Here is a 22786-nt window from a genome sequence, read left to right as displayed (position 1 = left end):
ATATATTAATAGATTATCTACAATAATGTCATTCCGTTGATCGCACATGGGTGACAACTTAAGGTTAGACCAAGATTTATAAATTTTACTTTTCAAATAAAGCTTGAAGGTACTGGATTCCCGCTTTTGCGGGAATGACATAAGCGTCATGCAACAAGGGCACGCAGGTATGATATGAAATGGGCCATGTAATAAGGCCGCTTTTATCTAAGAATAACATACATTTCTCAACTTATGAAAATCAAATTTACTATTTTTTCGTTTGCAGCAAAGCAGCGAGAATTAAATAAAGTAAATGATTATTACCATAATGTACATAACCCTCTAATAAAAATATTACTATGATTTAATTATTTGTATAATACTCAGTTGAGTATATTGGGTATATAGGTGTATTTGTGTATGTAATTCATTTAACGTAATCTTGGTGAAATTAGTATCGGCGATATTGCTTTTATTATGTCCCTTACTTTTTGAGTGACTGAAAATTCGTGGCATGCCACTATGGAACTTAAAGACTTTTTAGAAGATATAGCAGTGTTTCGCTCCGCCTTTACAATCATGCAAATCCCACAAGATACTATAGATAAAAAATGCTGCTGCATTAAAAATCTTCAAAGGGGAGATTATATTTAAGGATATATCGTTTGCTTATAAAGAGGGGAGTAGTGTATTCCAGTCTCTTAATTTGTATATTAAAGCCGGTGAGAAAGTGGGTATTGTCGGGAATTCAGGTAGCGGTAAATCCACTTTAATTGCAGTATTATTGAAAAATTTTAAGCTGGAATTTGCGATATTATAATCGATAACCAAAGCCTTTACGATACTGCCTTTGACAGCCTGTGGGAGCAGATATCATTAATTCCTCAAGATATTATGCTTTTTCCTCGCTCAGTAGGTAAGAATATCGGATATGCAAAAGCTTTGCCTTGGGAAATAGAAAATGCCGCCAAAGCTGCAAATATCCATGAATTTATCGAAAGTTTACCGGAAAAATATAACACCATTGTCGGTGAAAGAGGAGTAAAGCTAAGTGGTGGACAGAGGCAACGTATAGCAATTGTCCGTGCTATTCTTAAAAACGCTCCGATTTTGGTTTTAGATGAAGCAACTTCAAGCCTTGATAGCCATACAGAGCAAGAAGTACAAAAATCTATTAATACCATGCTTGATATTGAGAATGTCACAATAATTGCTATAGCCCACAGATTATCTACTATCAAGCATATGGATAGAATTATTGTTATGGATAAAGGCAAGATCGTAGAAGACGGCACTTTTAAGGAACTCTGGGAGCATCAAGTTAACGGATTTGTTTAAACCGGCGTTATATTAAGAATATGTAAGGTATCTCTAGGCAACAAAAAGCTAACTATGAAGTTCATAACCTAATAAAAGGCATTTATTACATTTATAATCAAATATTTCAGGAAATGTTGTTTTGAATTGCCAATCTTTTTTACAAGATGGACAATTTGAATAATTAGAACGTGCATAGGAGTTTCCTGATACCGGTGCTGCTATAGGATAAAAAACTTGCTTTTTTAAACATTTTTGTATTCGCGTACTCATTTTTCTTCCTTTTATAGAAATATCACTATCTAATTCTGCTAATTGTTTTTCCATTAAAGGTTCTAATGTTTATAGTTTGAAAGCCATAAGCTGTAAGCCGCCGCATAATCATTTTGCCAAGAAGTAATGGTTCCTCCGAGATATCGGTCTTTATCATTTATTATATATAAAAAGGTAGATATCTCCCCTCATCTGTACGTAATATAAGTTGCTCTTCATAAGCTTTTGACCATGAAATAAGATATAAATAGAGAAATTTTGCATTTTCAATATTTTTTTCGATATCAATAGGTGTTTCACTAACATAGTCTGCTGTTATTTTATAACTAATTATTACGCCCAATTGCTCTAATTCATCTTTATCTTTCAATGCATGATAGCTTAAATGTGAAGCATGCAAAGCATCTTTATTAGAAATTACTGCATAAAAAACCAATTTATTTTTTGTAAGACTAAAAATTCTCCATTATTTAATATATTACCGTTTTGGTATAAAGAACCGATAAAACTACAAAGTAAATGCCAATAATAAGAATTGCTTACTTTTATTAAACGATATAGTAACACAGATATATATTAGACATAGTTTAAATAAAATTTACCTATTTAGCTAAGAATGCTGCCTTCTATAATCTAACTTAATTGGAGTTTACTCCTAAATAGTTATATTAGTATATAAGTAAAGGATAAAAAACATAATTGCTTTTAAACATGCTTTAAAGAAAAGTATAAAATACTACTTTTCAAAGAAAAGAGTTATACCCCTAAGGCTTTTTTTCCTTTAGATTGTTCTTGTTCAACTGTTTGAGTATGAGACTTAACTTGAGGAATTGCAAGATCGACTACATGTTCATATCTAACGCCATTTTCAAATAAAACTTGACCGCATTTATTCACTTGAATAACATCTTCTTTAGAGAATTTATTTAAAATAACTTCCGTGATGTTATACAGGAATTTCCAAGATAGTTCTATTCTTTCTTGTAATGTCAGTTTTTTATTTTCTGGTTTTTGACTATTAAGGGCCACATTTGGCGACTCATCAATATTACCTCCTTCAGCAGGTAATATATTTTTTTTACGTGCTGCTATTTTCTTATACATTAAAAATATTAATAATAATGCTAATAAGCAACCTATGGCAATTAAAATATGAGTATTAGAATTAGACATTATTTTGCTCTTCCTTGTTGTTGAGTTAAGTTGTGTGTTTTAGAAAGTATAGTAACCACTGCTTTACCTATATTAACTAAGTTAGCTATATCAGGAGTGAGCTTTGCAATTGCTAAGACCGGAGGCGGTAATAAGTTAGTTTTTATTGTGAGACTTATAACATTTCCGAGTTCTTGACTTCCTGGTATTACTCCTACTATTTTTTTATGTTGCTTGCAATTTTCGTAGCTTTTTCTGCTGCTTTACATAAGGATTCTATCTTTTCGCTATAAGAAGCTTCCGGATGTAATACTTTTAATAATTCTGTTTTAGCTTCATTTAGATTACCAGAAATAGTATTCTTTACAGAGTTTAATTTGTCAATATTTGTATCTTGTGGAATTGCACTTTCAATATTACTTTTTAGTTCTGTTATTTTTTCTTCTACTTCATCTTTGCTTTTTGGTATAGCTTTATTAGCTTTTACAATATTCTCTAGTGAAGCTTGGTTATTAGGGTGTTTATTTGCTATTTCAATAATTTTTCGAGTCGGTTCTTTTGATATTTCTGAAATTGTAGCAACTTTTTTGGCTTTTTCATAGATGTTTTCAAGCTTCTCATGAGATTTAGCTTCTTCCCTTATTTCTTTTATATCATTATGCAATTTTGTTATTTTTGGCAATAATTTTTTCAGAGTCAATAAGATTATTTACTTTTTCAAGTATTCCTCTTGTTTGTATAAATATTTCAAGAATCGGTATTTGAGTGGATATAATCCCGACTAATATATTGTCTAATAATTCTATAATTTTTTAGAAGCTCCAGGATAGAGTTTATCTCATTCTTGCTGAAATAAAATGTGTTCTAAAACATTTAAACATTTTTCTACAATAATCCTGTCAAATAAAAAGATATCTTTTGTTTTTTAACTGTTCTTGATATGCTTTCTCAAGTGCTTCAGATAAAGTAGTTATAGATTCTTGGATTGTCCTATTAAAAAGTTTTTCTATTTTCGCTACATCGATATTTTCAGTGTGAGATAATTCATTAAAGAATTTTGTAAAATATAAAATAAGATCTTCTAAATCTTTTACATTCATTTTCAAAGATTTAGTAAAACCTTTTAAGTTTATTAAAAATCTATTAAAAATCTTTGTTATTCTTTATTTAATCCGCTGAAACTAGAAAAATCAATTATAGACATAAAATTTTATTTTGTTATCAAATATTAATTAATCTTAAAGCTTTATAACCGTAAAATAAAATGTAAAATAGTTATCATTGCCCTTGATATTAATTTTTGTTATATTACGTGCTAACATTGCTATAATAGATTTATATTGTTTTATTAGGATATAGGTATATTCTGAAAGATTAAACTAATCTAACTAACATATTATCAATGATTCAAGAAATTTATGCGTAAATTAATTACATTTATTGTTACATTATTACTAACTAGTTCGGTTGCAGCAGTTGATTTGCAGGGAGCTTTAACTGAAGGATATAAGAATAATGAGGAGCTGAAAGCTGCTAGAATTAAGTTTTTAGACTCGATTGAGCAGTTTCCGCGAGCTTTTTCGGGGTTTATGCCTAGTGCCGGATTACAGATTAATAGACAACATAATAAGACTAAATATAATAAAAAATATGCTGATAGGCTTGGTCTTACTCCAAGGGACACAGATAGTGATCAAGGTGCATTAACAATTCAACAGTCTCTATTTAATGGTGGTTCTAGCGTTGCGGCTCTTAAAGCTGCTCAAGCAGGATTTAGAGCTGCACGGGGTGCATATTATGCCGGTGAACAAAAAATATTATTAAATTTAATAACTGCGTATCTTGATTATTTTGAGAGCAAAGAGAAATATGATATTTCCGAAAGTAGAGTTCGCACTAACATACAACAAGTTAACACCGTTGAGGAAAAATTAAGACTTGGAGAAGCAACGGAAGTAGATATAGCAACTGCAAGAGCGGGGCTTGCAGCAGCAGAAACGAATAAACTAGCTGCTTATGCCGATTTTCAAGGAAAAAAAGCAAATTTTATTAGAGTATTTGGAATAGAGCCGACTAATATAACTATGCCTGAGTTACCTAAAATGTTACCTGCTTCATTAGATGAGTTAACTGGCAGAGCTGCTAAACTCAATCCTGATATTGATTCGGCAAGGCATAATGTAACTGCGGCTAAAGCTTTAGAAATGGCAGAAAAAGGGAAATTATTACCGCAAGTAAGTGTGCAACTGCAATCCGGTAGAACATACTATAATCCACAAGGTGATATAAATGCTATAAATAATAGAAGCTATACTACTACTCTTTCGGTAAATATCCCTATTTATCCTGAGGGAGGAGCTCAATATTCAAGAATCAGATCGGCTAAAAATCAAACAAGAAATAGTGCAGTTCAGCTTGATAATGTGATAAAGCAGACCCAAGCAGGGGTTGTAAGCGTGTGGGAGGGATTTGAAGCAGCAAAATCTCGTATTGTTGCCGCTAATCAAGGAGTGGATGCTGCTCAAATATCATATGAAGGTACTGTGCAAGAGGAAATAGTCGGATCTAAAACAATATTAGATGTTTTAACTGCCGAAGAAAAATTATACGAAGCAAAAATAACTCGTGTGGATGCGTATAAATCTTCAGTACTTGCGGCATATCAAATGAAATTGTTAACCGGCGAGCTAACGGCTCAAAGTTTAAAACTTAAAGTAAAATATTTTAGTCCTGAAGAAGAGTTTAAGACTATTAAAAAGAAAATGTTTATAGGTTTCTAACGTGAGTAAGGACAATAAAAAGAACCAAGATATGTCGATAGAAGACATATTAAAATCGATTAAAGGAGTAATAGACGAGCGTAAAAATCCTATTCATGACAATGATAGCGAAGATGAAGATGTATTAGAGCTAACGGAAATAGTAAATCAAGATGAAGAAGAAAAGTTAATATCAACTAAATCTGCTGAAGAGGTAGGTGATATTTTTAAAAATTTTACCGATACTGTTAAAGATAAAAAGCTGGATAATAATATCTCATCTAAAAATGCACTTGAAGAATTAGTAATTGAGATGTTAAAACCAGAACTTAAAGCTTGGCTTGATAAAAATCTACCTGTACTTGTTAAAGAGTTAGTAGAGATTGAGATAAAGAAATTGGTGCAGAATAGTAAGAGGTAGGGCAGTGAATGTCATTGCTAGCTAAAAGCGGGGGAGGTGTATACCTTTTAATTGCTGGATTCCCGCGTCCGCGGGAATCCAGCAATTAAAAGGTATACACACAGTAAGTTTTAATATTAAAAGCTCGATTTATCTCGCTTTACCCTGGATTCCTGCTTTCACAGGAATGACATCGAACAACCTCCTGCTATCAAATAAATTATTTAATAAGGCATTATATGTTAAATAAATTATGTAAGATATTATTTTTTATAAATCTATTATTAGTGATAGTTCAGAGTTATGCTTCACCTCCGCCCTTACCGCCATCATTACCGGCTGCCGAAGTAGATACTAAAGATAAGGATGTTCGCTCTAGTGCCGATATTTCTTTTTTTGATAAATTTAAGCAATTTTTTAGTAAACCAAAAAAGAAAGATATACCCCCTAAACAAGCAAGTGAACAAACTAAAGCAGCCCATCAAGAAGAACCAAAGCTAGCTTTCCAAGAGCCTAATGACAATGAACAAGCTGAGCCGTTTATAGATGTCGGTAATACAGCATTGCCTAGTGCTACAAGTGATAACGTTCATACAAATCCCAGTCATGAAAGTAGTGTAAATTTAGCTTCTCATGACATTCAGGAATCTAATGAAGCCGAGGTATCTGAACCTTTTATAGATATTGGTAGTGCAACGTTACCTAGTGTTACAAGTAATGCAATGCATGAAGCACAAGTTGCTTCTAATGAGCATAATGATACAAATTTAGCTTCTAATATTATAATTCCTAACGTACCGAGACCGATAGTATCTATGCCTCCGGCTCAAGCAGAAAGTTATGTAGTGTCTCCGCAGCGACCGGTGCAAATATATAAACCAACCAATTTGCCGCTTGTGCATAAGCCTATTCCGTTTAATCCCCCTCCTGATGCTAATAAAGAGGACGAAAGCGTAGCACCGATAGCACCGCCCTCTATAACTAATATACCTGCTGTTTCTCCGCCTGTGGTTAGCCCGCCGGTAACCCAAGATAATACATCAAGTACTATGCCGACAACAGTACCTCTGGCAGTACCTCGTAATGTACTTGTACCTTCGGTAATGCCTACAAATCAACCTTCTACACAGCCTATAACACCGACTAGCCCAAATACACCCGTTACTACTCCGTCTAAAGTAATTCCTACAACCGATTCTTCAGCAGCACTCAATAACTCGCAAGAGACATTTGTAGCTGTTTCAGATGTCCCAAAAAAACAAGATTGGAATACGCCTCTTATACCCGTTGTTGTAGTGAAGCTGAATCAACTTCAGCCTTTACAAATTAATAATAATCAAACTACAAATAATCAAGAGAAATCACCTCCGGTAAGCTCTCCAAATGTCACGATTCAAAAACAAGATAATAACGTAAATAATGAAACATCGGAGTTGGTAACAAAATTTGTTAAAGATGAAACACAAATGTTACTTTTACCTGATGATGATATAGTGCTTGGTAAACTAACAGAGCAGGCGACTTTAGAGCAGATGGATATGTATGCATATATAGAGCTGTTCCAAAAGAAAGCAGAATGGATAGTAAGTGCCGAAAGAAGAAAAGTTGTAGAGAGTTTTATTAAATATGGTAATGATATAAATAAAAAGAAAGATATTTATGCCAATCTATCTTATTGTAGTGCAGTAGAGAATGCTTTTAGAGCAGTGGATAGAAACGATCTTTTTGAGTTGCGTGCGTTACTTGACGTTTATCCTATATTGCAAGAAAAAGGTAGAAGCGGTGAGACATTACTAACTGCTGCTATTTATAACGATAATTACTATTTAGCAAAATTTTTGGTTATACGAGGTATTAAAATTTCTACTCTAAATGATGAGTGCCAATATCCATTAGATATTGCATTAGCTCAAGGAAACGCTAACATAGCTTGTATGTTAATCAAAGCTAAGGGATATTGATAAGATTATTTTTATCGTCATTGCAAGCGACTGTAAGGAGCGTGGCAATCTCATAAAATAGTATAAAATCCTGAGATTGCTTCGTCAAAACTTACAGTTTTACCTCGCAATTACGTAGAATTTTCAAACAATTTCTTTAAAGCTTAATTGCTTTTCTATGTTAAATAGTTTAATTTAGGAGAGAAAATAATTAATTAAATCTCTAATATATGAGCGATTTATTCAGCTTTAACAAAGAAAAGAAAAATAAGCTAGTCGATAATAACTATAGTGCAAAAGATATTGAAGTATTAGAGGGGCTTGAGCCTGTTCGTAAAAGACCGGGGATGTATATCGGGGGTACTGATTCAAATGCTATGCATCATTTAGTATCTGAGGTGCTGGATAATGCTATGGATGAGGCAGTCGCCGGCTTTGCAAGTATCATCACGATAACAATGCATCATGATCATAGTATTACTATATTTGATAACGGTCGCGGTATCCCTATTGATAATCATCCTAAATTTCCTGACACATCAGCTTTAGAAGTAATTTTAACTACTCTTCATTCAGGAGGTAAATTCTCAAATAATGTTTATCATACTGCAGGCGGATTGCATGGTGTTGGAATATCGGTAGTAAATGCTTTATCTAAACATTTAGAAATAAAGGTTTATAAACAAGGTAAATTATATAGCCAAAGTTATTCTAAAGGAGAAAAATTAACTGATTTAATATGTGAAGAAGCATCTAAAAGGCTAAGAGGTACATCAATAAATTTCACTCCTGATCCGGAAATTTTTAGTGAAAAATTACATTTTAATCCTAAAAAGATTTATGAGCTTGCAAGGTCAAAAGCTTATTTATATCGCGGTGTTACTATAGAATGGGCATGCGAAGTAGAAGTACAGTCAGATATACCTAAAAAGGCATTAATAAGTTTCCCGAACGGTTTAAAAGATTATTTAAGTTCAAAAATAACTTTAGATAATTTAGTTATGCCGGGAATTTTTGCAGGTAATATAGAGTCTACGTCGGACAGGATAAAACTTGAATGGGCGATTTGTTGGCAAAATAACGATAGCTCGGCATTTGTTCAATCATATTGTAATACTGTTCCGACTCCTCAAGGAGGAACACATGAGCAAGGACTTAAGTCGGCTATTTTACGTGCGCTTAAAGCATATGGTGAAATGATAGGGAATAAAAAAGCTGCTAATCTAACTATTGAGGATATTTTAGAAACCGCAAGTGTCGTACTTTCTATTTTTATAGCTGAGCCGTCTTTTCAAGGACAAACTAAGGAAAAATTAGTATCAAACGGTGTAAGTAAACCGGTCGAGAATATAATAAAAGATCATTTTGACCATTTTCTTAGTAGCGATAAAGCTTTAGCTACTAATTTACTTGAGCATGTAATTAGCATTGCTGAGTTTAGAATCAGTAAGAAAAACGAAAAAAATATTTCCCGTAAAAATGCCACTCAAAAATTACGGTTACCCGGTAAACTTGCCGATTGCACACGCACTTCACCTGAAGGGACGGAATTATTTATTGTAGAAGGTGATTCGGCCGGAGGCTCTGCAAAACAAGCACGTAATAGAGAAACGCAAGCAGTATTACCGCTATGGGGTAAAGTTCTAAATGTTGCGAGTTCTACGCTTGAGAAAATCGTTAATAATCAAGCAATACAAGATTTAGAAATAGCTCTTGCCTGCGGTAGTTTAAAGAATTATAAAAAAGAAAATCTGCGTTACGAAAAAATAATTATTATGACTGATGCAGATGTTGACGGTGCTCATATAGCTTCGTTATTAATGACTTTCTTTTTTTTACGAATGCCGAAATTGGTAGAAGAGGGGCATTTATATCTAGCTAAGCCTCCGCTTTATCGTTTAACGCAGTCTAATAAAACTTATTATGCAGGCGATGAAGAGGAAAAAGCTAAGTTAACGGATAAATTATTAAAAGCTAGTAAAGCTAAAATTGAAGTAGGTAGGTTTAAAGGTCTCGGTGAAATGATGCCTGCACAATTAAAGGAAACTACTATGCATCCGGAAAAAAGATCGCTTTTAAAGGTAACTTTAGCAGATTTTCAAAATGTTGATAAAATAGTAGATGATTTAATGGGTAAAAAGCCGGAAAAAAGATTTCAATTTATTTATGAACAGGCTTTAGTTAAAATGGATAAAATTATTAGTGAGCTGGATATTTAATCGTTATTGCGAGGAGCCGTAGGCGACGCGGCAATCTCGTCAAATATCCTAAGATTACTTCGTAATTTTCCTCACAATGACGCTTTGCTTAAAAAACACACATATTTGGAGTATTATGTTATTACGTTTAATTATAACACTATTTTTTATTATAAATTCTATTTGTGCATTTGCAGAAGGAGAAAAAGAAACTGAAAATAAAATATCAAATCAGGAAGCTTATAAGCAATTTCAAGACGTATTTGAACGTATCGAAAAGGCTTATGTACAGGTACCCGATAGGCAAAAAATGATAGATGAAGCAATTAACGGTATGTTAAACTCACTTGATCCCCATTCAAGCTATTATACCGATGAGGATTTAGAAGATATTTTGACTTTTACAAAAGGTGAATTCGGCGGAATCGGTGTTGAAATAATGTATGATAGCGGAGCAATTAAGATAATATCGCCTATTGACGATTTGCCGGCTTTTAAAGCAGGGCTTAAAGGTGGGGATTATATAGTAGGCGTGAATGATGAGTTAGTCTCTACGCTTGGTCCTAATAAAGCTATAAAAGAGATGCGTGGTACGCCTGGTACTAAGGTTAAATTGTTGATAATTAAGGCAGAAGAGGCAAAACCGCAAGAGCTAGAGCTTACTCGCGAAATAGTAAAAATCAAGCCGATAAAAGCACATTTAGAAAAAAATAATATTGCATATATACGTATAACTACTTTTAATGAGTCAACAATTTCTGAGCTGAAGGCAGCAGTAAAGAAGTTAAAAACTGAGAGTAAAGATGACCTTAAAGGTATAATTCTAGATTTACGTAATAATGCCGGAGGTATACTCGATCAAGCTATTGCTGTTAGTGATTATTTTATTGATTCCGGTGTAATTGTAACAACAAAAGGTAGAACTACATCAAGTAATAGCGAAATTAAAGCAAATGAGTTTTCGTTAAAAGCTCCCAAAGTACCTATGATAGTTTTAATAAACGGTAATTCTGCCTCTGCCTCGGAAATAGTTGCCGGAGCTTTGCAAGATCATAAAAGAGCAATAATACTTGGCACTAAGTCTTTCGGTAAAGGATCAGTTCAGGCTTTAACGCAAATCAATTCTAGGGCTGCCGTAAAACTGACTATATCTAAATATTACACCCCAAGCGGTCGTTCTATTCAAGCAGAAGGAATAGAGCCTGATATTTTAATTGAGCCAGCGAAAGTTGAGTATCCAGAAGTGAAAAAAATAGATAAGCGTTTTTCTGAGAGTTCTTTAAAAAATTATTTGAAGAATGATAATGAAAAAAACAAAGATAATGCATCTAAAAACAAAGATAGCCAAAAAGAAACAAAAGCCAAAAATAATAAACAAGAAGAAAATGAATTATCGGAATTATACAAAAAAGATTATCAATTTGCTCGTGCTTATGATGTAATTACAGGGTTGATTATTAATAAGAAGCTGGAAACAAAAGAGAGAGTTAAACAAGAAGATAAGTAGAGAGGATAATATCATTCTCGGTTTTGCTGCATGGATAGATTCTTCGTCATAAGCTACGGAAAAACTGTAAGTTTTGTACATACGCGATCTCAGGAACCCTGGTTTATGAGATTGCCACGCTCCTTTTAGTCACTCGCAATGACGATTTGGTATGCGAGCAAGCCTTCTGCAGGGATGACATCAGTTGAGTTAAAAATAACTACTAGGTCTTATAATGAACCATAATAAGTATATAGTAAGATTGTCATTCATTATATTGTTTCTTAATATTGTCATAAATATGATGTTTTATCGTTATTTTATGATAAAAGAAATGATAGTAAAACAAGTGGCTTTGGAACATACTAAAATTGTAGAACTTTACACTGATAATATTTGGAATACTCATCAGAACGTAATCAGTAAATTACACAAATTCGATTATTTAAAACTATTACAAGATCAAGAGTTTATTAATTTTGCAAAGATTACCGCTCAATGGTTCACCAATCTTAATATTAATATTTCTCTCTACGATCTCAAAGGTAATAAATTTATCACTAGTAATATGTTACATATGTATAGTGTAGACCATTATAAAGATGATAGTTTGGTTGAGATAGTTACCGCAAAAATCGATAAATTTTTTTTAAAATCCTTTACTTCAAAAGCTCCGCTTCGAGATGCTTTTGAAGGTATTACAAGTCATATATTATTACCAAGGGTAGTAATAGAAAATGAAAGTGATTTAACAGTGGAAGAGGCGTCTTTTGTTACTAGCTATATCCCTGTTATAAGTAATAATTTAGATTGTCCCGTAGATGCAGTATTTGAGATTAACACTAATATTACCAGCCAGTGGCAAAATATAACCTCTCTTGAGCAAAAGGTTTTTATAACTTTTATCATTATTTTTATAATATTCTGCACTATAATTATTAGTAATACTAACTATGCTAGACAAATCATTGAGGAGCAGCTTGAAACAAATAGAAATTTAAAAGCTCAAATAGTAAAAGTAGAAAAAGCCAGCTCTTCAAATACAAAGTTTTTTACTAATATTAGTCATGAATTGCGTACACCGCTTAATGCTATAATAGGCTTTTCAGAAATTCTTATGTCGGAAAGAGATGCAGAAAAAAGTAAAAATTATATTAAAGATATAAATGATGCCGGTAAGCATTTGCTTAGTATGATTAATGATATTTTAGATCTTTCTAAAGCTTCTGCCGATAAATTAAAAGTAGATAGTATAGATCTTGATTTAAATAAATTAATTCGTTCTTCGCTGATACTTGTTAAGACTCGTGCCGATCAAGCCGAAGTGGCTTTAATTAGTAGATTACCGAAAGAGCATGTGGTTATAAAGGCTGATCCAAAAAGGCTAAAACAAGTATTCTTAAATCTTTTATCAAATGCCGTGAAATTTACGAATTCCGGAGGAAGTGTTACTATTGCACTTGAAAAAGATGAGTTAGCAAAATTAGTATATATAAAAGTTATAGATACCGGTATCGGTATTGAGGAAAAAGATATCCCAAAAACTTTATCGGCGTTCGGTCAAATTGATAGTGAGCTTAGTAGAAAATATGAAGGTACCGGTCTTGGGTTGCCGCTTACTAAAAAGCTGGTTGAACTTATGAACGGTAAATTTGATTTGCAAAGTAAGATAAATGAAGGTACCACCATAACAATAACGTTTACATATGACTGTAGTATTGAAATATAAAAAATTGTGTGGAATATTAAAAAAATTTCGGTATTATAAAAAAATTATAAATTTTTAAAAAATATATGAAACTGATTGTCTTATTAGTTACTTTTTTATTTTCTATGTTTTCTTTCGGAGAAAGCGAAACTATTAAAGGAAAGCCTTTAAAATATGTAGCAAATAATGATTTTGAAAATAGACTAGATGAACAGGAACAAGAAATCAGAAGGCTAATCGGTAAAGTTGAGGTTTTACAGCATAAAATTGATATGCTAACACAGAACTCAAATATTTCAAATCAAGAAAAAAATACTGAAGTTTTAGAAGCCGGTGATTCAAAAAAACAAGATGTTTTTGATATAGCTTTGCTTAAAGATATGCCGGATAATGCGCCTAAAAAACCTATTGCGGTTAATAAGGATATAGCTCCTGATAAGCAAGCCTACGATTTGGCTCTTGCTGCTTATAAAGATAATAAACTTACTGAAGCAAAAGATAAGTTTAAACATTTTATCCAAAAATATCCTAACAGTTTGCTAATTAGTAATGCTTATTTCTGGTATGGGGAATGCTTTTTTAAACAAAAAGACTATAACGGGGCAGCGGTTAACTATTTAAAAGGCTATAAAGAGTTACCGAAAGGGGCAAAATCTTCCGATGGGTTATTGAAGTTAGCGCTTTCCTTAGGCGAACTAAAAAAAACTCAGGAAGCATGTAATATGCTCGCTAAGTTTGATAAGGAATTTCCAACTAATAGAACTGTCGCATCCAAGAAAATGGCAGAAGATGCTAAGATTAAATTTGGCTGTAAAAATAAATAAAAATAATAAAATATGACTGATATTTTGGATGAAGTACTGAGTGATAACAATGAAGCAAAAAGGTTAATTTTTTTCAAAAAGCTTTTACCTATAATAATAATCATTTCTATAATAGCTATTACTATAATGGTTGTTATTAATAATAATAAAGATAAAAGAATTAAAAATAACCAAAAAAACGGAGATATTCTTGTTAAGACTGTTGGTTTGGAAACAACAAAAGATAATGAAGAATTAGCTTTTAATACTTTAGAGAATTTAGTTACTACTAGTAATACTAAAATCAAAGAAATAGCTGCATTAGAACAAGTAGCCATAAAGATTTCAAAAAAAAAATATTCAGAAGCGAAAGACCTGTTTAATAAAATTATTGAAAATAAAGAATATTCCGAAATTTCTACTTCTTATGCACGTATTTCATGGTGTAGTCTTGTTATTGATGATCACAATCTAGATATTCAAGATAAAGAGAAATTAACCAAATATTTAAATTATTTTGATGACAAGAAAAAACCTTTTTGGGCTACAGCAACTATTATAAAAGCTATGTGGGATATTAAGAATAATATGAAACCGCAAGCAGAAAAAAATCTAAAAAATTTATTAATTTCAAATAATGTATCTGATCTAATAAAAGATCAGGCTAAAGCATTGCTTGTAAATTTAAATAAATAATAATTCGTACTTAAGGAAAAATATGACAAAAAAAATAGCACTTCTGTTATTACCGTTTATTTTAATTTCATGTAACGGGCTTGGACCAAAAAGGGTAAAAAATATTGTTGAGTTGACTTCTAAATTAGCAATTCAGACTCATGAGCCTATATATTTAGATTCTAATGCAAATATATATGCATTTAATGCAAATATGCTTAAGAATAAACAGTATAGTTTCGCTAGAAGTAAAACGATTACCGAGCCGGTTTTTATAGGCGATATGATTTATGCATTGGATATTAGATCGAATATTTCTGCATTTTCTATAGAGAAAAATAAGATTATTTGGTCTTATAATTTAAGTAGACATAAAAAAGATAATTATATAGGCGGCGGAATTTTACACCATAACGGAAAATTATACGTAACATACGGTTCAAGGTTGTTAGTAGTGCTAGATGCAAAATCAGGTTATGAAATAATTCGAAAAGAACTTCCAGATATTATTAGAATTAAGCCTATTGTGCTCAATGATAATACTGTCTTAGTGCAAACTATCAGTAATCAAACTATTGCTTTAAATGCAGAAACTTTAAAAACCGTATGGGAACATGAAAGCCTAGCGGAAGTTTTGTCGGCTAGTTATTTTATGACGCCGATAGTACAGTATGACAATGTAATAGTAACTTATAATTCCGGGCAAATACTTGCCTTAAATATAACAAACGGTGAAGTAAAATGGAATTTTGAGTTTACAAATCTTAATGATCGTACAGCTATACCAAATTTTGACGAATCAAGTATTTTATGTACTCCCGTTCATGATAATATGAATCTGTATATAGCAACCGGTCTTGGTAAGCTTATTAAGCTTAATGTAGCAACCGGCAGTGTGATTTGGCAGGTAAATGCCGAGGATATTCAATCAATGTCTTTAATCGGTAATAGTCTATTTGTAACAAATAATGCTAGACAAATAGCAGCATTTAATCCTGAAACAGGGAAAGTAAAGTTTGTAGCTGATTTAAATGATGGACAAGATCCTAAGAAACTAAAATCTGCTGCTTTTTTAGTGCCTTTTGTTGGAGTTAATAATAACAATAAGCGAAGTTTAAATGTTATTTCCGTTAACGGTGTTTTATATAGTTTTGATGTTGATAATAATGGATTAAACATGATACCTCATGTTGTCAAAATTATAAAAAATATTCGTTATTATGGGCTAAGCGCAAATAATAATTTATATTTTGTTACCGATAGAAAAATAATATTCGGAAGTAAATAAATTATATTTAGCTTGACAGATAGCGGGTATTAATGCTATTAAGCATGTTGCTTGATTCTTTAATTTTAAATTCTAATTAAAAAGATACTATTGTGAAAACTTACTCGGCAAAGCCATCGGAAATTGAAAAGAAATGGTGGGTCATAGACGCAAAAAATATTGTACTAGGACGACTCGCTAGCAGAGTTGCTAATATGCTATGTGGTAAGCATAAGCCTAGCTTTACACCTCATTTAGATTGTGGTGATAATATAATCATAATAAATGCGGAGCATGTAAAATTAACAGGTAAAAAAGCAAATCCCAAAGACGGAAAAATATATTACAGATATACAGGATTTCCAGGTGGGATAAAAGATACTACGGCAGGTAAAATCTTAAGTGGTAAACACCCTGAGAGAGTTATTAAAATGGCCGTAAAAAGAATGATTACAAGAAATACTTTAGGTGCTAAGCAAATGAGTAATTTGTATGTTTATGCAAATGGTGATCATCCTCATATGGCACAGCAACCTACTGTTTATGATTTTGCAAGCCAAAATCCAAAAAATAAAAAGTAGTAGAATATGCCCGAGTTAAAAATTAAAACAGAAAAAGTAGAAAAGCAGTTAGCTAAAGCACCTTTAGTATTAAAAACTCCTAAAGAAAAAATAGATAATTTAGGCAAGTTTTATGCTACAGGTAAAAGAAAAAATGCTATAGCACGAGTATGGCTTAAAGTAGGAAAAGGAAAAATAGTTGTTAATAAAAAAACAATAGCCCAGTACTTTCCTTCTGAAACTTATGTAAAAACTATCTTAAAGCCGTTTGTCTTAACAAAAACTATTGATCAGTATGATATAATTTGTACTGTTAGAGGTGGAGGAATTTCAGGACAGAAAGGTGCTATTTTACATGGAATTTCTAAAGCTTTAGATAAATCTGCTCCGGATTTTCATGCTATTTTGCGTAAAGATGGTCTTTTAACACGTGATTCTAGGGTAGTAGAGCGTAAGAAATACGGACAACGTAAAGCACGTAAGAAAACACAATTCTCTAAACGTTAAGATACAATTTGAGAAGTTGCTAGTCAATTGTTGCATGGATCAATTTTTTATGGTCATCCCGCGACTTGATTGTGGGACCCAGCTTAAAATATTTAAATTAATTAATATCTTAAGTTATTTTTTGGGATACCGTGGTCAAGCCACGGTATGACACTAAGTACATTTTCCAAGCCATGCAACCGCTTTTATCTAGAATGACACTTCTTAACAAATTATATAAACACTTTTCCCCTGGCGGGGTAGCTCAGCTGGTTAGAGCGACGGAATCATAATCCGTGTGTCGGGGGTTCAAATCCCTCCCTCGCTACCATTCATCCGTCTTTTTGACAGTTCTATAGTAAACTGATTTGAACTTTGTGCTTCGTTGTTCATCCTCTCGTCTATTATATATATAGGCTCTACCTTCGTGCCTGGCACAAAATGGGGGTGAGTTTACTATAGTACTGTTAATAGTCCCATAGTTTTTAATAAAATTTTGTATAAGATAAATATTAGACTTCGTGCATAACCTATTTTATAAAGAGGAATTTGAAGGAGGCACGGAACATAGAACCGGAGCGTAGCCAACAAATCTATGTAAGGATTCGAGTACCAGATCCAAATTACCTTTAGAAAGAGATTATGCCAAGGAGTCTATTTTATATTAGGTTCTGTGAAGATCTCTAAAACGATTTGATTTGCACTAAAAAATATCTCAAAATAAAGTCAATTAGAAATCTTTACAAAGTCTAGCATTTTATGAAATTGATTTTAACAAGTTTAATTTTTATATTTATGAGCTTTCTTCCAATATATGCTAAATCCTTACTTAAAGGGTTCATGTATCTGAAAGATATCGACCCTACAATTATTCAAAATATGCATTATTATTCAGATGAAAATTTTGTTGGTAAAAAGGTAGATGGTTATAAAGCACCGGAAGCAATTTTAACCATATAAGCTGTTAAGGCTCTTAAAGTAGTACAAGCTGAGGTACAAAAAGATGGTTATTCACTGATTATATGCATATAGACCACAAAAAGCTGTACAACATTTTTAAGATGGAGCAAAGATAATATTGATCAAAAAAATAAGGAAAGCTTTTACCCATATACAGATAAGTCTAAATGTTTTATATTATGTTATATAACTGAAAGATCTAGTCATAGTAGGAGTACTGTAGATTGATCAATAATAAAGCTTCAGAAGGAAGTTAATAATAATTCTGAAGTCATTATTAAGAGAAAGCTGAAAGACGCGCGTGTTATAAAATCCTCTTTAGATGACAATACGGTAGACATGTGTACTTCTTTTGACTTATTTGATGAAGCTTTACCTCATGATAGTAAATTAATTGATACGCAATATTTAGCAAAACGTAATTATTTATGTTCTAAGATGCAAAACCATAATTTTAAAGCATGTAAAATTGAGTGGTGGCATTATACAACTTGCAGATGAGCCTTATAAAGATCAATATTTTAACTTTGATATAGAAAAAAAACTATGACAGTATTAAGTGATAATAATAAGACATGTTATAATAAACAGAAAGTAACGTTATGCCAAATTATCATATTAAATTTTTACCAAATAGAGTTAAGTTAATCGGTTATTTTTGTAGACTTATTTTATTACCAAATTTAATATCAGCTGATTCTAGTGAAAATAGTTATGACCAAAGCCTTGATAGAAATAAGGTATATTCTGTACATTTAAAACCTTTTTCTAATACCTCTACATATTTTTTAGATGAGCATCCTGATCATACCTTTGTACATATTGCTGATAAAAAATATATTTTATATGGATTGGTTAGAGAGCTAAAATTTGCGTTTGAAGATATAAATTCATGATTTTTAATGCCGGAAACTCAAATTGATACGGTTAATTGGGAAACTGAAACAACAACAAATTACTGTCTAAGTAATTTCATTATAAACTTATTTCATATAAGAGAAGTAAAAGATTTTATTGCTAATATAACTATATCTAATCTAGCAAATGCATTTACTGCACATATAATCGGTGATAATAATTATAACCTAATAAAGAATGATAGTACGTACATATTATATGATTGAATCTAGTTGCGATAAAGATTAGTTTATTGTCTAGAGGAACAAATGAGTGTGCTGTATTTACTTTAGGCAATAATACGGATATTTCATTATTTAGTGCTATAAATGAATGAATTGAAGGTGATAAAGAGGTAAATAGTGCTGTTCTACAAGTACTATATATATAAAATTTTTACTGAATTAATGATTCAAATTCTTTTACGACGGCTTGGTAAAGTTTACGTTTAAACGGTATTATAATAGATAAGAGTTCATCAAGTGATGCCCAACGCCATTGGTCAAATTCCGGATTAGAGGTATTTATATTAATATCTTCGTTATTTCCGGTAAACCTAATTAAAAACCAGCGTTGTTTTTGTCCACGAAAATTACCGTTCCACAGTTTAGGTATTAAAAAGCTTGGTACATCATAACTATACCAGAATTTGCTTTCGGCAATAATATATCCTTTATCGCTGCCTATTTCTTCTAACATCTCACGCATTGCTGCAATACTTGGTGTTTCGCCGGGAACTATCCCACCTTGCGGCATTTGCCATGCAGATATTTTTGTATCTATTCTTTTACCGACGAATATATGGTTATCGGCATTTAATATCATCATGCCGACCCCTGGTCTATATGGTAAATCAAGATGTTTTTTGGAAGAATTGCTCATTATTTTTTTACTTTAAAAAATCAATTATAATTTTACTACTTTATTTTTACCCGTTGTTTTAGCTTCATACATAGCTTTGTCAGCACGTTCAATGAAAGATTCTATTGATTCTTCTTTTTTATATTTCGTAACTCCGATTGAAATAGTTGTTTTTAAAGGTTCAATTTGATCTTCAATGTGAAAATTCATACATTCTATTTTAACTCTAACTCTCTCCGCAGTTTCAATTGCTTTAGAAATATCTATATCCGTTAAGAGTATAGTAAATTCTTCACCGCCGAATCTTGCTATTAAGTCTGTTACTCTGAGAGTATTCTTCAAAATACGGGATACAATTGTTAAAACCTTATCGCCTGCTTGATGACCGTAAGTATCGTTTACATGTTTAAAATTGTCGATATCGCACATAAGTAAATATAATGTAATACTTTCTTTATTAGTTTTCTCAATAATTTGTTTGAGATGTATATCGAAATAGCGACGATTAAATAAGCCGGTTAGATCGTCTTTAACTGCTAAATTGACACTTTGTTCAAGATCATTACGTAAATTATCTTGATATTGCTTACGTCTTAATTGTGTTCTAATTCTAGCAAGCAATTCGCTTTCCTCTATAGGATAAACGAAATAATCATTAATACCGAGTTCAATACCTTTCACAACCAAAGGCATACCGTCTTCATCAATTTGTAAAATTATTACTACGCCGCTTATTTCTGCTTTACCTCTTAAAATAACACTGATCCTCAAAGGATCGTCATTTTCGAGCGTACTACTGATAATTACTAAATCGGGGGTATATTCATTTATAATATCTAATTCATCGGAATTACTTATTACCTTTACGTTTTGGGTAAGCTTAAGTAACATTTTTTTTATATTTTTAGCTTGTACCATATCATCATTAATTAGTAATATTTTTTTATCTGCAAAAGTGTCATGCATTTCGATATTTGTTACGCCTAATAATGCATTAGTGCTATTACGAAGCTTTAACTCATCAATTAAGCTTTTCATTCTAGATAGCGATTTAAGTCTTACAAATAGAGCAGTATCGTTAATCGGCTTTGTTAAAAACTCATCAGCTCCTGCCTCAAGACCTTTAACTCGATCATCAATATCGGAAAGTGCAGTTACCATTACAACCGGTATATGAGTAGTTTCCGGATCGGTTTTTATCGTTTTACATACCTCACATCCATCCATTTCCGGCATCATAACATCAAGTAGTATAATATCAATTTTTTCTTTTTTAAGAATTGCTAGTGCTTCTTTACCGCTATTTGCAGTAAGAACCGTATAATACTCTTTTAAAAGTTTGGCTGTTAGTAACTTAATATTGGGTTCTATATCATCTACTACTAATATTGTGGTCATAAGATTAAATTCTTGTTTTTAAAGGAAATAATTTGTATATTTATACTTTAATTTTAAGTCTTAAATGTAAGATATATGAAAATTTCAGTAAATTCAATTAGAACAGGTAACATATTAGTGTATAATAATGATTTATGGGTTGTCAGCAAAACACCGGAACATACTCAACCCGGGAAAGGTGGAGCTTATGTACAAGTTGAGATGAAAAATTTAAAAACAGGGACAAAGCGTAACGAAAGATTCAGTTCTGCCAATTATTTAGAAAAAGCTGAACTTGAACAAAAAGATTATCAATTTTTATATTTTGAAGGTGATGATTTGGTATTAATGGATACCAAACATTTTGATCAAATAAATATTTCCAAGGAAATGTTAGAAGAAAAATTATCTTTCTTAACTGAAAATATGATTGTTAAAGTCGAATTTTATAATGACAAGCCTTTAAATATTGAGCTTCCTCCAACTGTTATACTTGAAATTAGTGAAACTGATCCGGTAATAAAAGGAGCAACCGCTACCGCTTCTTATAAACCAGCAATTTTAGAAAACGGTATTAAAGTTAAGGTCCCGCAATATTTAGAAATAGGAGAAAAAATTGTGGTTAAAACTGATGATATGACATATGTCGAGCGAGCGAAGTAAGCTGTTTTATTGAACTATGGATACCACCCCGTCATTGCGAGCAGCCGTAGGCTGCGTGGCAATCTCGTCAAATATCCTGAGATTGCTTAGTCAAAACTTACAGTTTTGCCTCGCAATGACGACTTTCAGCATCCACTCAGGCAATGCTTTTAGCTAGGAATGGTATCAATTTTTTAAAGCCATACGACATAATTTCTAAAACTAATAATTAAAAATATCAAATGCAACCTATAACTAATTTATTAATTAATGCCCTGCGTAAAGCTGTTAAGTTTTTGCATAGAGATTTTTTAGAACTTGAAATGCTACAAAAAAACTCTGTAAGAAATGAAGAATTTTGTAAGCGATCTTATTTAAAATTAAAAACTTTATTATGTGAAGAATTACAAAAATATACACAATATTTATTTTTTCCGGAGGATAAATTCGATTTAAATAATAATTATGAGAGTGTTTTTTTAATTAATCCTATAGATAGCCCAAATAATTTCGCCAGAAGCATACCTTTTTTTGCGATATCCGTAACTTATTTAAAAAGGAATCAAGAAGTTTTAATTCCTACTTCTACAGTAATATATTTTCCTGCTCTTAATGAAATTTATTATGCTGAAAAAGGTAAGGGAGCTTGGATAGAAAAAAATAATTTAAACTCTAATTATCAAGGATTAAGACTTAGAGTTTCCGATAATGCCGATTTAAAAAACTGTTTAGCAATTATTGAAGGTGTAAATCATAATGATTTGGAGGAGATAGAGGTCGCTAATATTAGATCTTTTGGTTCTCTTTGCTATGGGGCTACGCTTGTAGCGTCAGGTAAAGCGGATTTAATATGTTTATCATTATTAAATTTTACATTATATTATGCATTTGAGCTTTTTATTAAGGAAGCAGGTGGGATAATTATAGATTCTAGCGATAAATTTCTATATTCAAATCGTTATATTGCTAAAAAACTTAAAAAATATTAGACAAGAAGTTATTTTAGATTTGCATTTTTATTGTTATAATAATATTAATATAAT

26 protein-coding genes, 1 tRNA gene and 1 pseudogene are annotated in these 22786 nt (G+C 31.7%); 21 read left to right on the top strand and 7 right to left on the bottom strand.

The window, feature by feature from the left end; all coding sequences use genetic code 11:
- The first annotated feature begins 712 nt into the window (after window positions 1-712).
- Window positions 713-802: a hypothetical protein gene (locus ABVF33_RS07010; RefSeq protein ID WP_499706814.1), complete on the top strand. Its 90-nt coding sequence runs from the start codon at window positions 713-715 to the stop codon at window positions 800-802.
- 50 nt (window positions 803-852) lie between these two features.
- On the top strand, window positions 853-1320 hold the full coding sequence (locus ABVF33_RS07005; protein WP_499706813.1) for an ATP-binding cassette domain-containing protein: 468 nt from the start codon (window positions 853-855) through the stop codon (window positions 1318-1320).
- Window positions 1321-1368: 48 nt separating this feature from the next.
- Here the strand turns inward: ABVF33_RS07005 and ABVF33_RS07000 are convergent, their stop codons facing one another.
- The 5 genes from ABVF33_RS07000 to ABVF33_RS06980 form a co-directional block, all read right to left on the bottom strand.
- Window positions 1369-1626, bottom strand: a complete 258-nt coding sequence (locus ABVF33_RS07000) for a DUF8594 domain-containing protein (RefSeq protein ID WP_499706795.1) — start codon at window positions 1624-1626, stop codon at window positions 1369-1371.
- 106 nt (window positions 1627-1732) lie between these two features.
- Window positions 1733-2008 carry a hypothetical protein gene (locus ABVF33_RS06995; protein ID WP_499706794.1) on the bottom strand — a complete coding sequence of 92 codons (276 nt, stop codon included), beginning with the start codon at window positions 2006-2008 and terminating at the stop codon, window positions 1733-1735.
- A 320-nt stretch (window positions 2009-2328) separates the two neighbouring features.
- Window positions 2329-2745: a DUF2660 domain-containing protein gene (locus tag ABVF33_RS06990; RefSeq protein WP_499706793.1), complete on the bottom strand. Its 417-nt coding sequence runs from the start codon at window positions 2743-2745 to the stop codon at window positions 2329-2331.
- Between the two features lie 196 nt (window positions 2746-2941).
- A complete protein-coding gene (locus ABVF33_RS06985; protein ID WP_499706792.1) occupies window positions 2942-3424 on the bottom strand; it encodes a hypothetical protein in 483 nt (160 codons plus the stop codon).
- A gap of 199 nt (window positions 3425-3623) precedes the next feature.
- Window positions 3624-3824 carry a hypothetical protein gene (locus tag ABVF33_RS06980; protein WP_032849764.1) on the bottom strand — a complete coding sequence of 67 codons (201 nt, stop codon included), beginning with the start codon at window positions 3822-3824 and terminating at the stop codon, window positions 3624-3626.
- A 318-nt stretch (window positions 3825-4142) separates the two neighbouring features.
- Between ABVF33_RS06980 and ABVF33_RS06975 the strand changes: the two genes are divergently transcribed.
- The 17 genes and pseudogenes from ABVF33_RS06975 to ABVF33_RS06895 all read left to right on the top strand — a co-directional run bounded on the left by ABVF33_RS06975 (window position 4143) and on the right by ABVF33_RS06895 (window position 19090).
- A complete protein-coding gene (locus tag ABVF33_RS06975; RefSeq protein ID WP_499706791.1) occupies window positions 4143-5504 on the top strand; it encodes a TolC family protein in 1362 nt (453 codons plus the stop codon).
- 1 nt (window position 5505) lies between these two features.
- Window positions 5506-5904: a DUF2497 domain-containing protein gene (locus ABVF33_RS06970; protein WP_499706790.1), complete on the top strand. Its 399-nt coding sequence runs from the start codon at window positions 5506-5508 to the stop codon at window positions 5902-5904.
- An 8-nt stretch (window positions 5905-5912) separates the two neighbouring features.
- A pseudogene (locus tag ABVF33_RS06965) lies at window positions 5913-6133 on the top strand (hypothetical protein).
- Entirely contained in the window at window positions 6123-7844 is a 1722-nt protein-coding gene (locus ABVF33_RS06960; protein ID WP_499706789.1) for an ankyrin repeat domain-containing protein, read from the top strand. Before ABVF33_RS06965 ends, ABVF33_RS06960 begins: the two are co-directional and overlap by 11 nt.
- Before the next feature lie 209 nt (window positions 7845-8053).
- A complete protein-coding gene (gene parE, locus ABVF33_RS06955) occupies window positions 8054-10042 on the top strand; it encodes a DNA topoisomerase IV subunit B (RefSeq protein WP_499706788.1) in 1989 nt (662 codons plus the stop codon).
- A 115-nt stretch (window positions 10043-10157) separates the two neighbouring features.
- Window positions 10158-11528 carry a S41 family peptidase gene (locus ABVF33_RS06950; protein ID WP_499706787.1) on the top strand — a complete coding sequence of 457 codons (1371 nt, stop codon included), beginning with the start codon at window positions 10158-10160 and terminating at the stop codon, window positions 11526-11528.
- Window positions 11529-11742: 214 nt separating this feature from the next.
- On the top strand, window positions 11743-13236 hold the full coding sequence (locus tag ABVF33_RS06945) for a sensor histidine kinase (protein WP_499706786.1): 1494 nt from the start codon (window positions 11743-11745) through the stop codon (window positions 13234-13236).
- A 65-nt stretch (window positions 13237-13301) separates the two neighbouring features.
- Window positions 13302-14039: a tol-pal system protein YbgF gene (gene ybgF / locus ABVF33_RS06940; protein ID WP_499706785.1), complete on the top strand. Its 738-nt coding sequence runs from the start codon at window positions 13302-13304 to the stop codon at window positions 14037-14039.
- Between the two features lie 12 nt (window positions 14040-14051).
- On the top strand, window positions 14052-14714 hold the full coding sequence (locus ABVF33_RS06935; RefSeq protein WP_499706784.1) for a DUF2659 family protein: 663 nt from the start codon (window positions 14052-14054) through the stop codon (window positions 14712-14714).
- A 22-nt stretch (window positions 14715-14736) separates the two neighbouring features.
- Window positions 14737-15981, top strand: a complete 1245-nt coding sequence (locus ABVF33_RS06930) for an outer membrane protein assembly factor BamB (protein WP_499706783.1) — start codon at window positions 14737-14739, stop codon at window positions 15979-15981.
- 92 nt (window positions 15982-16073) lie between these two features.
- Window positions 16074-16541 (top strand): 50S ribosomal protein L13, encoded by a 468-nt coding sequence (rplM, locus tag ABVF33_RS06925; protein WP_499706782.1) that lies wholly within the window; start codon window positions 16074-16076, stop codon window positions 16539-16541.
- 6 nt (window positions 16542-16547) lie between these two features.
- Entirely contained in the window at window positions 16548-17027 is a 480-nt protein-coding gene (rpsI, locus tag ABVF33_RS06920; protein ID WP_499706781.1) for a 30S ribosomal protein S9, read from the top strand.
- A 233-nt stretch (window positions 17028-17260) separates the two neighbouring features.
- Window positions 17261-17337: transfer RNA gene (locus tag ABVF33_RS06915), tRNA-Met, on the top strand.
- A gap of 428 nt (window positions 17338-17765) precedes the next feature.
- The gene (locus ABVF33_RS06910; RefSeq protein WP_010976975.1) at window positions 17766-17966 is read left to right on the top strand and encodes a M15 family metallopeptidase domain-containing protein; all 201 of its coding nucleotides are present in this window, start codon (window positions 17766-17768) and stop codon (window positions 17964-17966) included.
- Between the two features lie 339 nt (window positions 17967-18305).
- Window positions 18306-18467 (top strand): M15 family metallopeptidase domain-containing protein, encoded by a 162-nt coding sequence (locus ABVF33_RS06905; RefSeq protein ID WP_499706780.1) that lies wholly within the window; start codon window positions 18306-18308, stop codon window positions 18465-18467.
- Between the two features lie 101 nt (window positions 18468-18568).
- Complete coding sequence (locus ABVF33_RS06900; RefSeq protein WP_010976977.1) at window positions 18569-18862, top strand: hypothetical protein; 294 nt, start codon at window positions 18569-18571, stop codon at window positions 18860-18862.
- 6 nt (window positions 18863-18868) lie between these two features.
- On the top strand, window positions 18869-19090 hold the full coding sequence (locus tag ABVF33_RS06895) for a hypothetical protein (RefSeq protein ID WP_014273277.1): 222 nt from the start codon (window positions 18869-18871) through the stop codon (window positions 19088-19090).
- Window positions 19091-19259: 169 nt separating this feature from the next.
- Here ABVF33_RS06895 and ABVF33_RS06890 read toward each other — a convergent pair whose 3' ends face one another.
- Window positions 19260-19745: an RNA pyrophosphohydrolase gene (locus tag ABVF33_RS06890; protein WP_004996360.1), complete on the bottom strand. Its 486-nt coding sequence runs from the start codon at window positions 19743-19745 to the stop codon at window positions 19260-19262.
- Window positions 19746-19769: 24 nt separating this feature from the next.
- Window positions 19770-21122, bottom strand: coding sequence for a PleD family two-component system response regulator (locus ABVF33_RS06885; protein ID WP_499706779.1), 1353 nt, complete (start codon window positions 21120-21122; stop codon window positions 19770-19772).
- 75 nt (window positions 21123-21197) lie between these two features.
- Here ABVF33_RS06885 and efp point away from each other — a divergent pair, with 75 nt between their 5' ends.
- A complete protein-coding gene (gene efp, locus ABVF33_RS06880; protein ID WP_499706778.1) occupies window positions 21198-21764 on the top strand; it encodes an elongation factor P in 567 nt (188 codons plus the stop codon).
- 221 nt (window positions 21765-21985) lie between these two features.
- Window positions 21986-22732 carry an inositol monophosphatase family protein gene (locus ABVF33_RS06875; protein ID WP_499706777.1) on the top strand — a complete coding sequence of 249 codons (747 nt, stop codon included), beginning with the start codon at window positions 21986-21988 and terminating at the stop codon, window positions 22730-22732.
- Window positions 22733-22786: the final 54 nt, after the last annotated feature.

Source organism: Candidatus Rickettsia barbarica, from assembly GCF_041477405.1.
Taxonomy (GTDB): domain Bacteria; phylum Pseudomonadota; class Alphaproteobacteria; order Rickettsiales; family Rickettsiaceae; genus Rickettsia; species Rickettsia rickettsii.
Note: the sequence above shows the minus strand (reverse complement) of the source record. Positions and strands in the feature narration are given on the sequence as shown.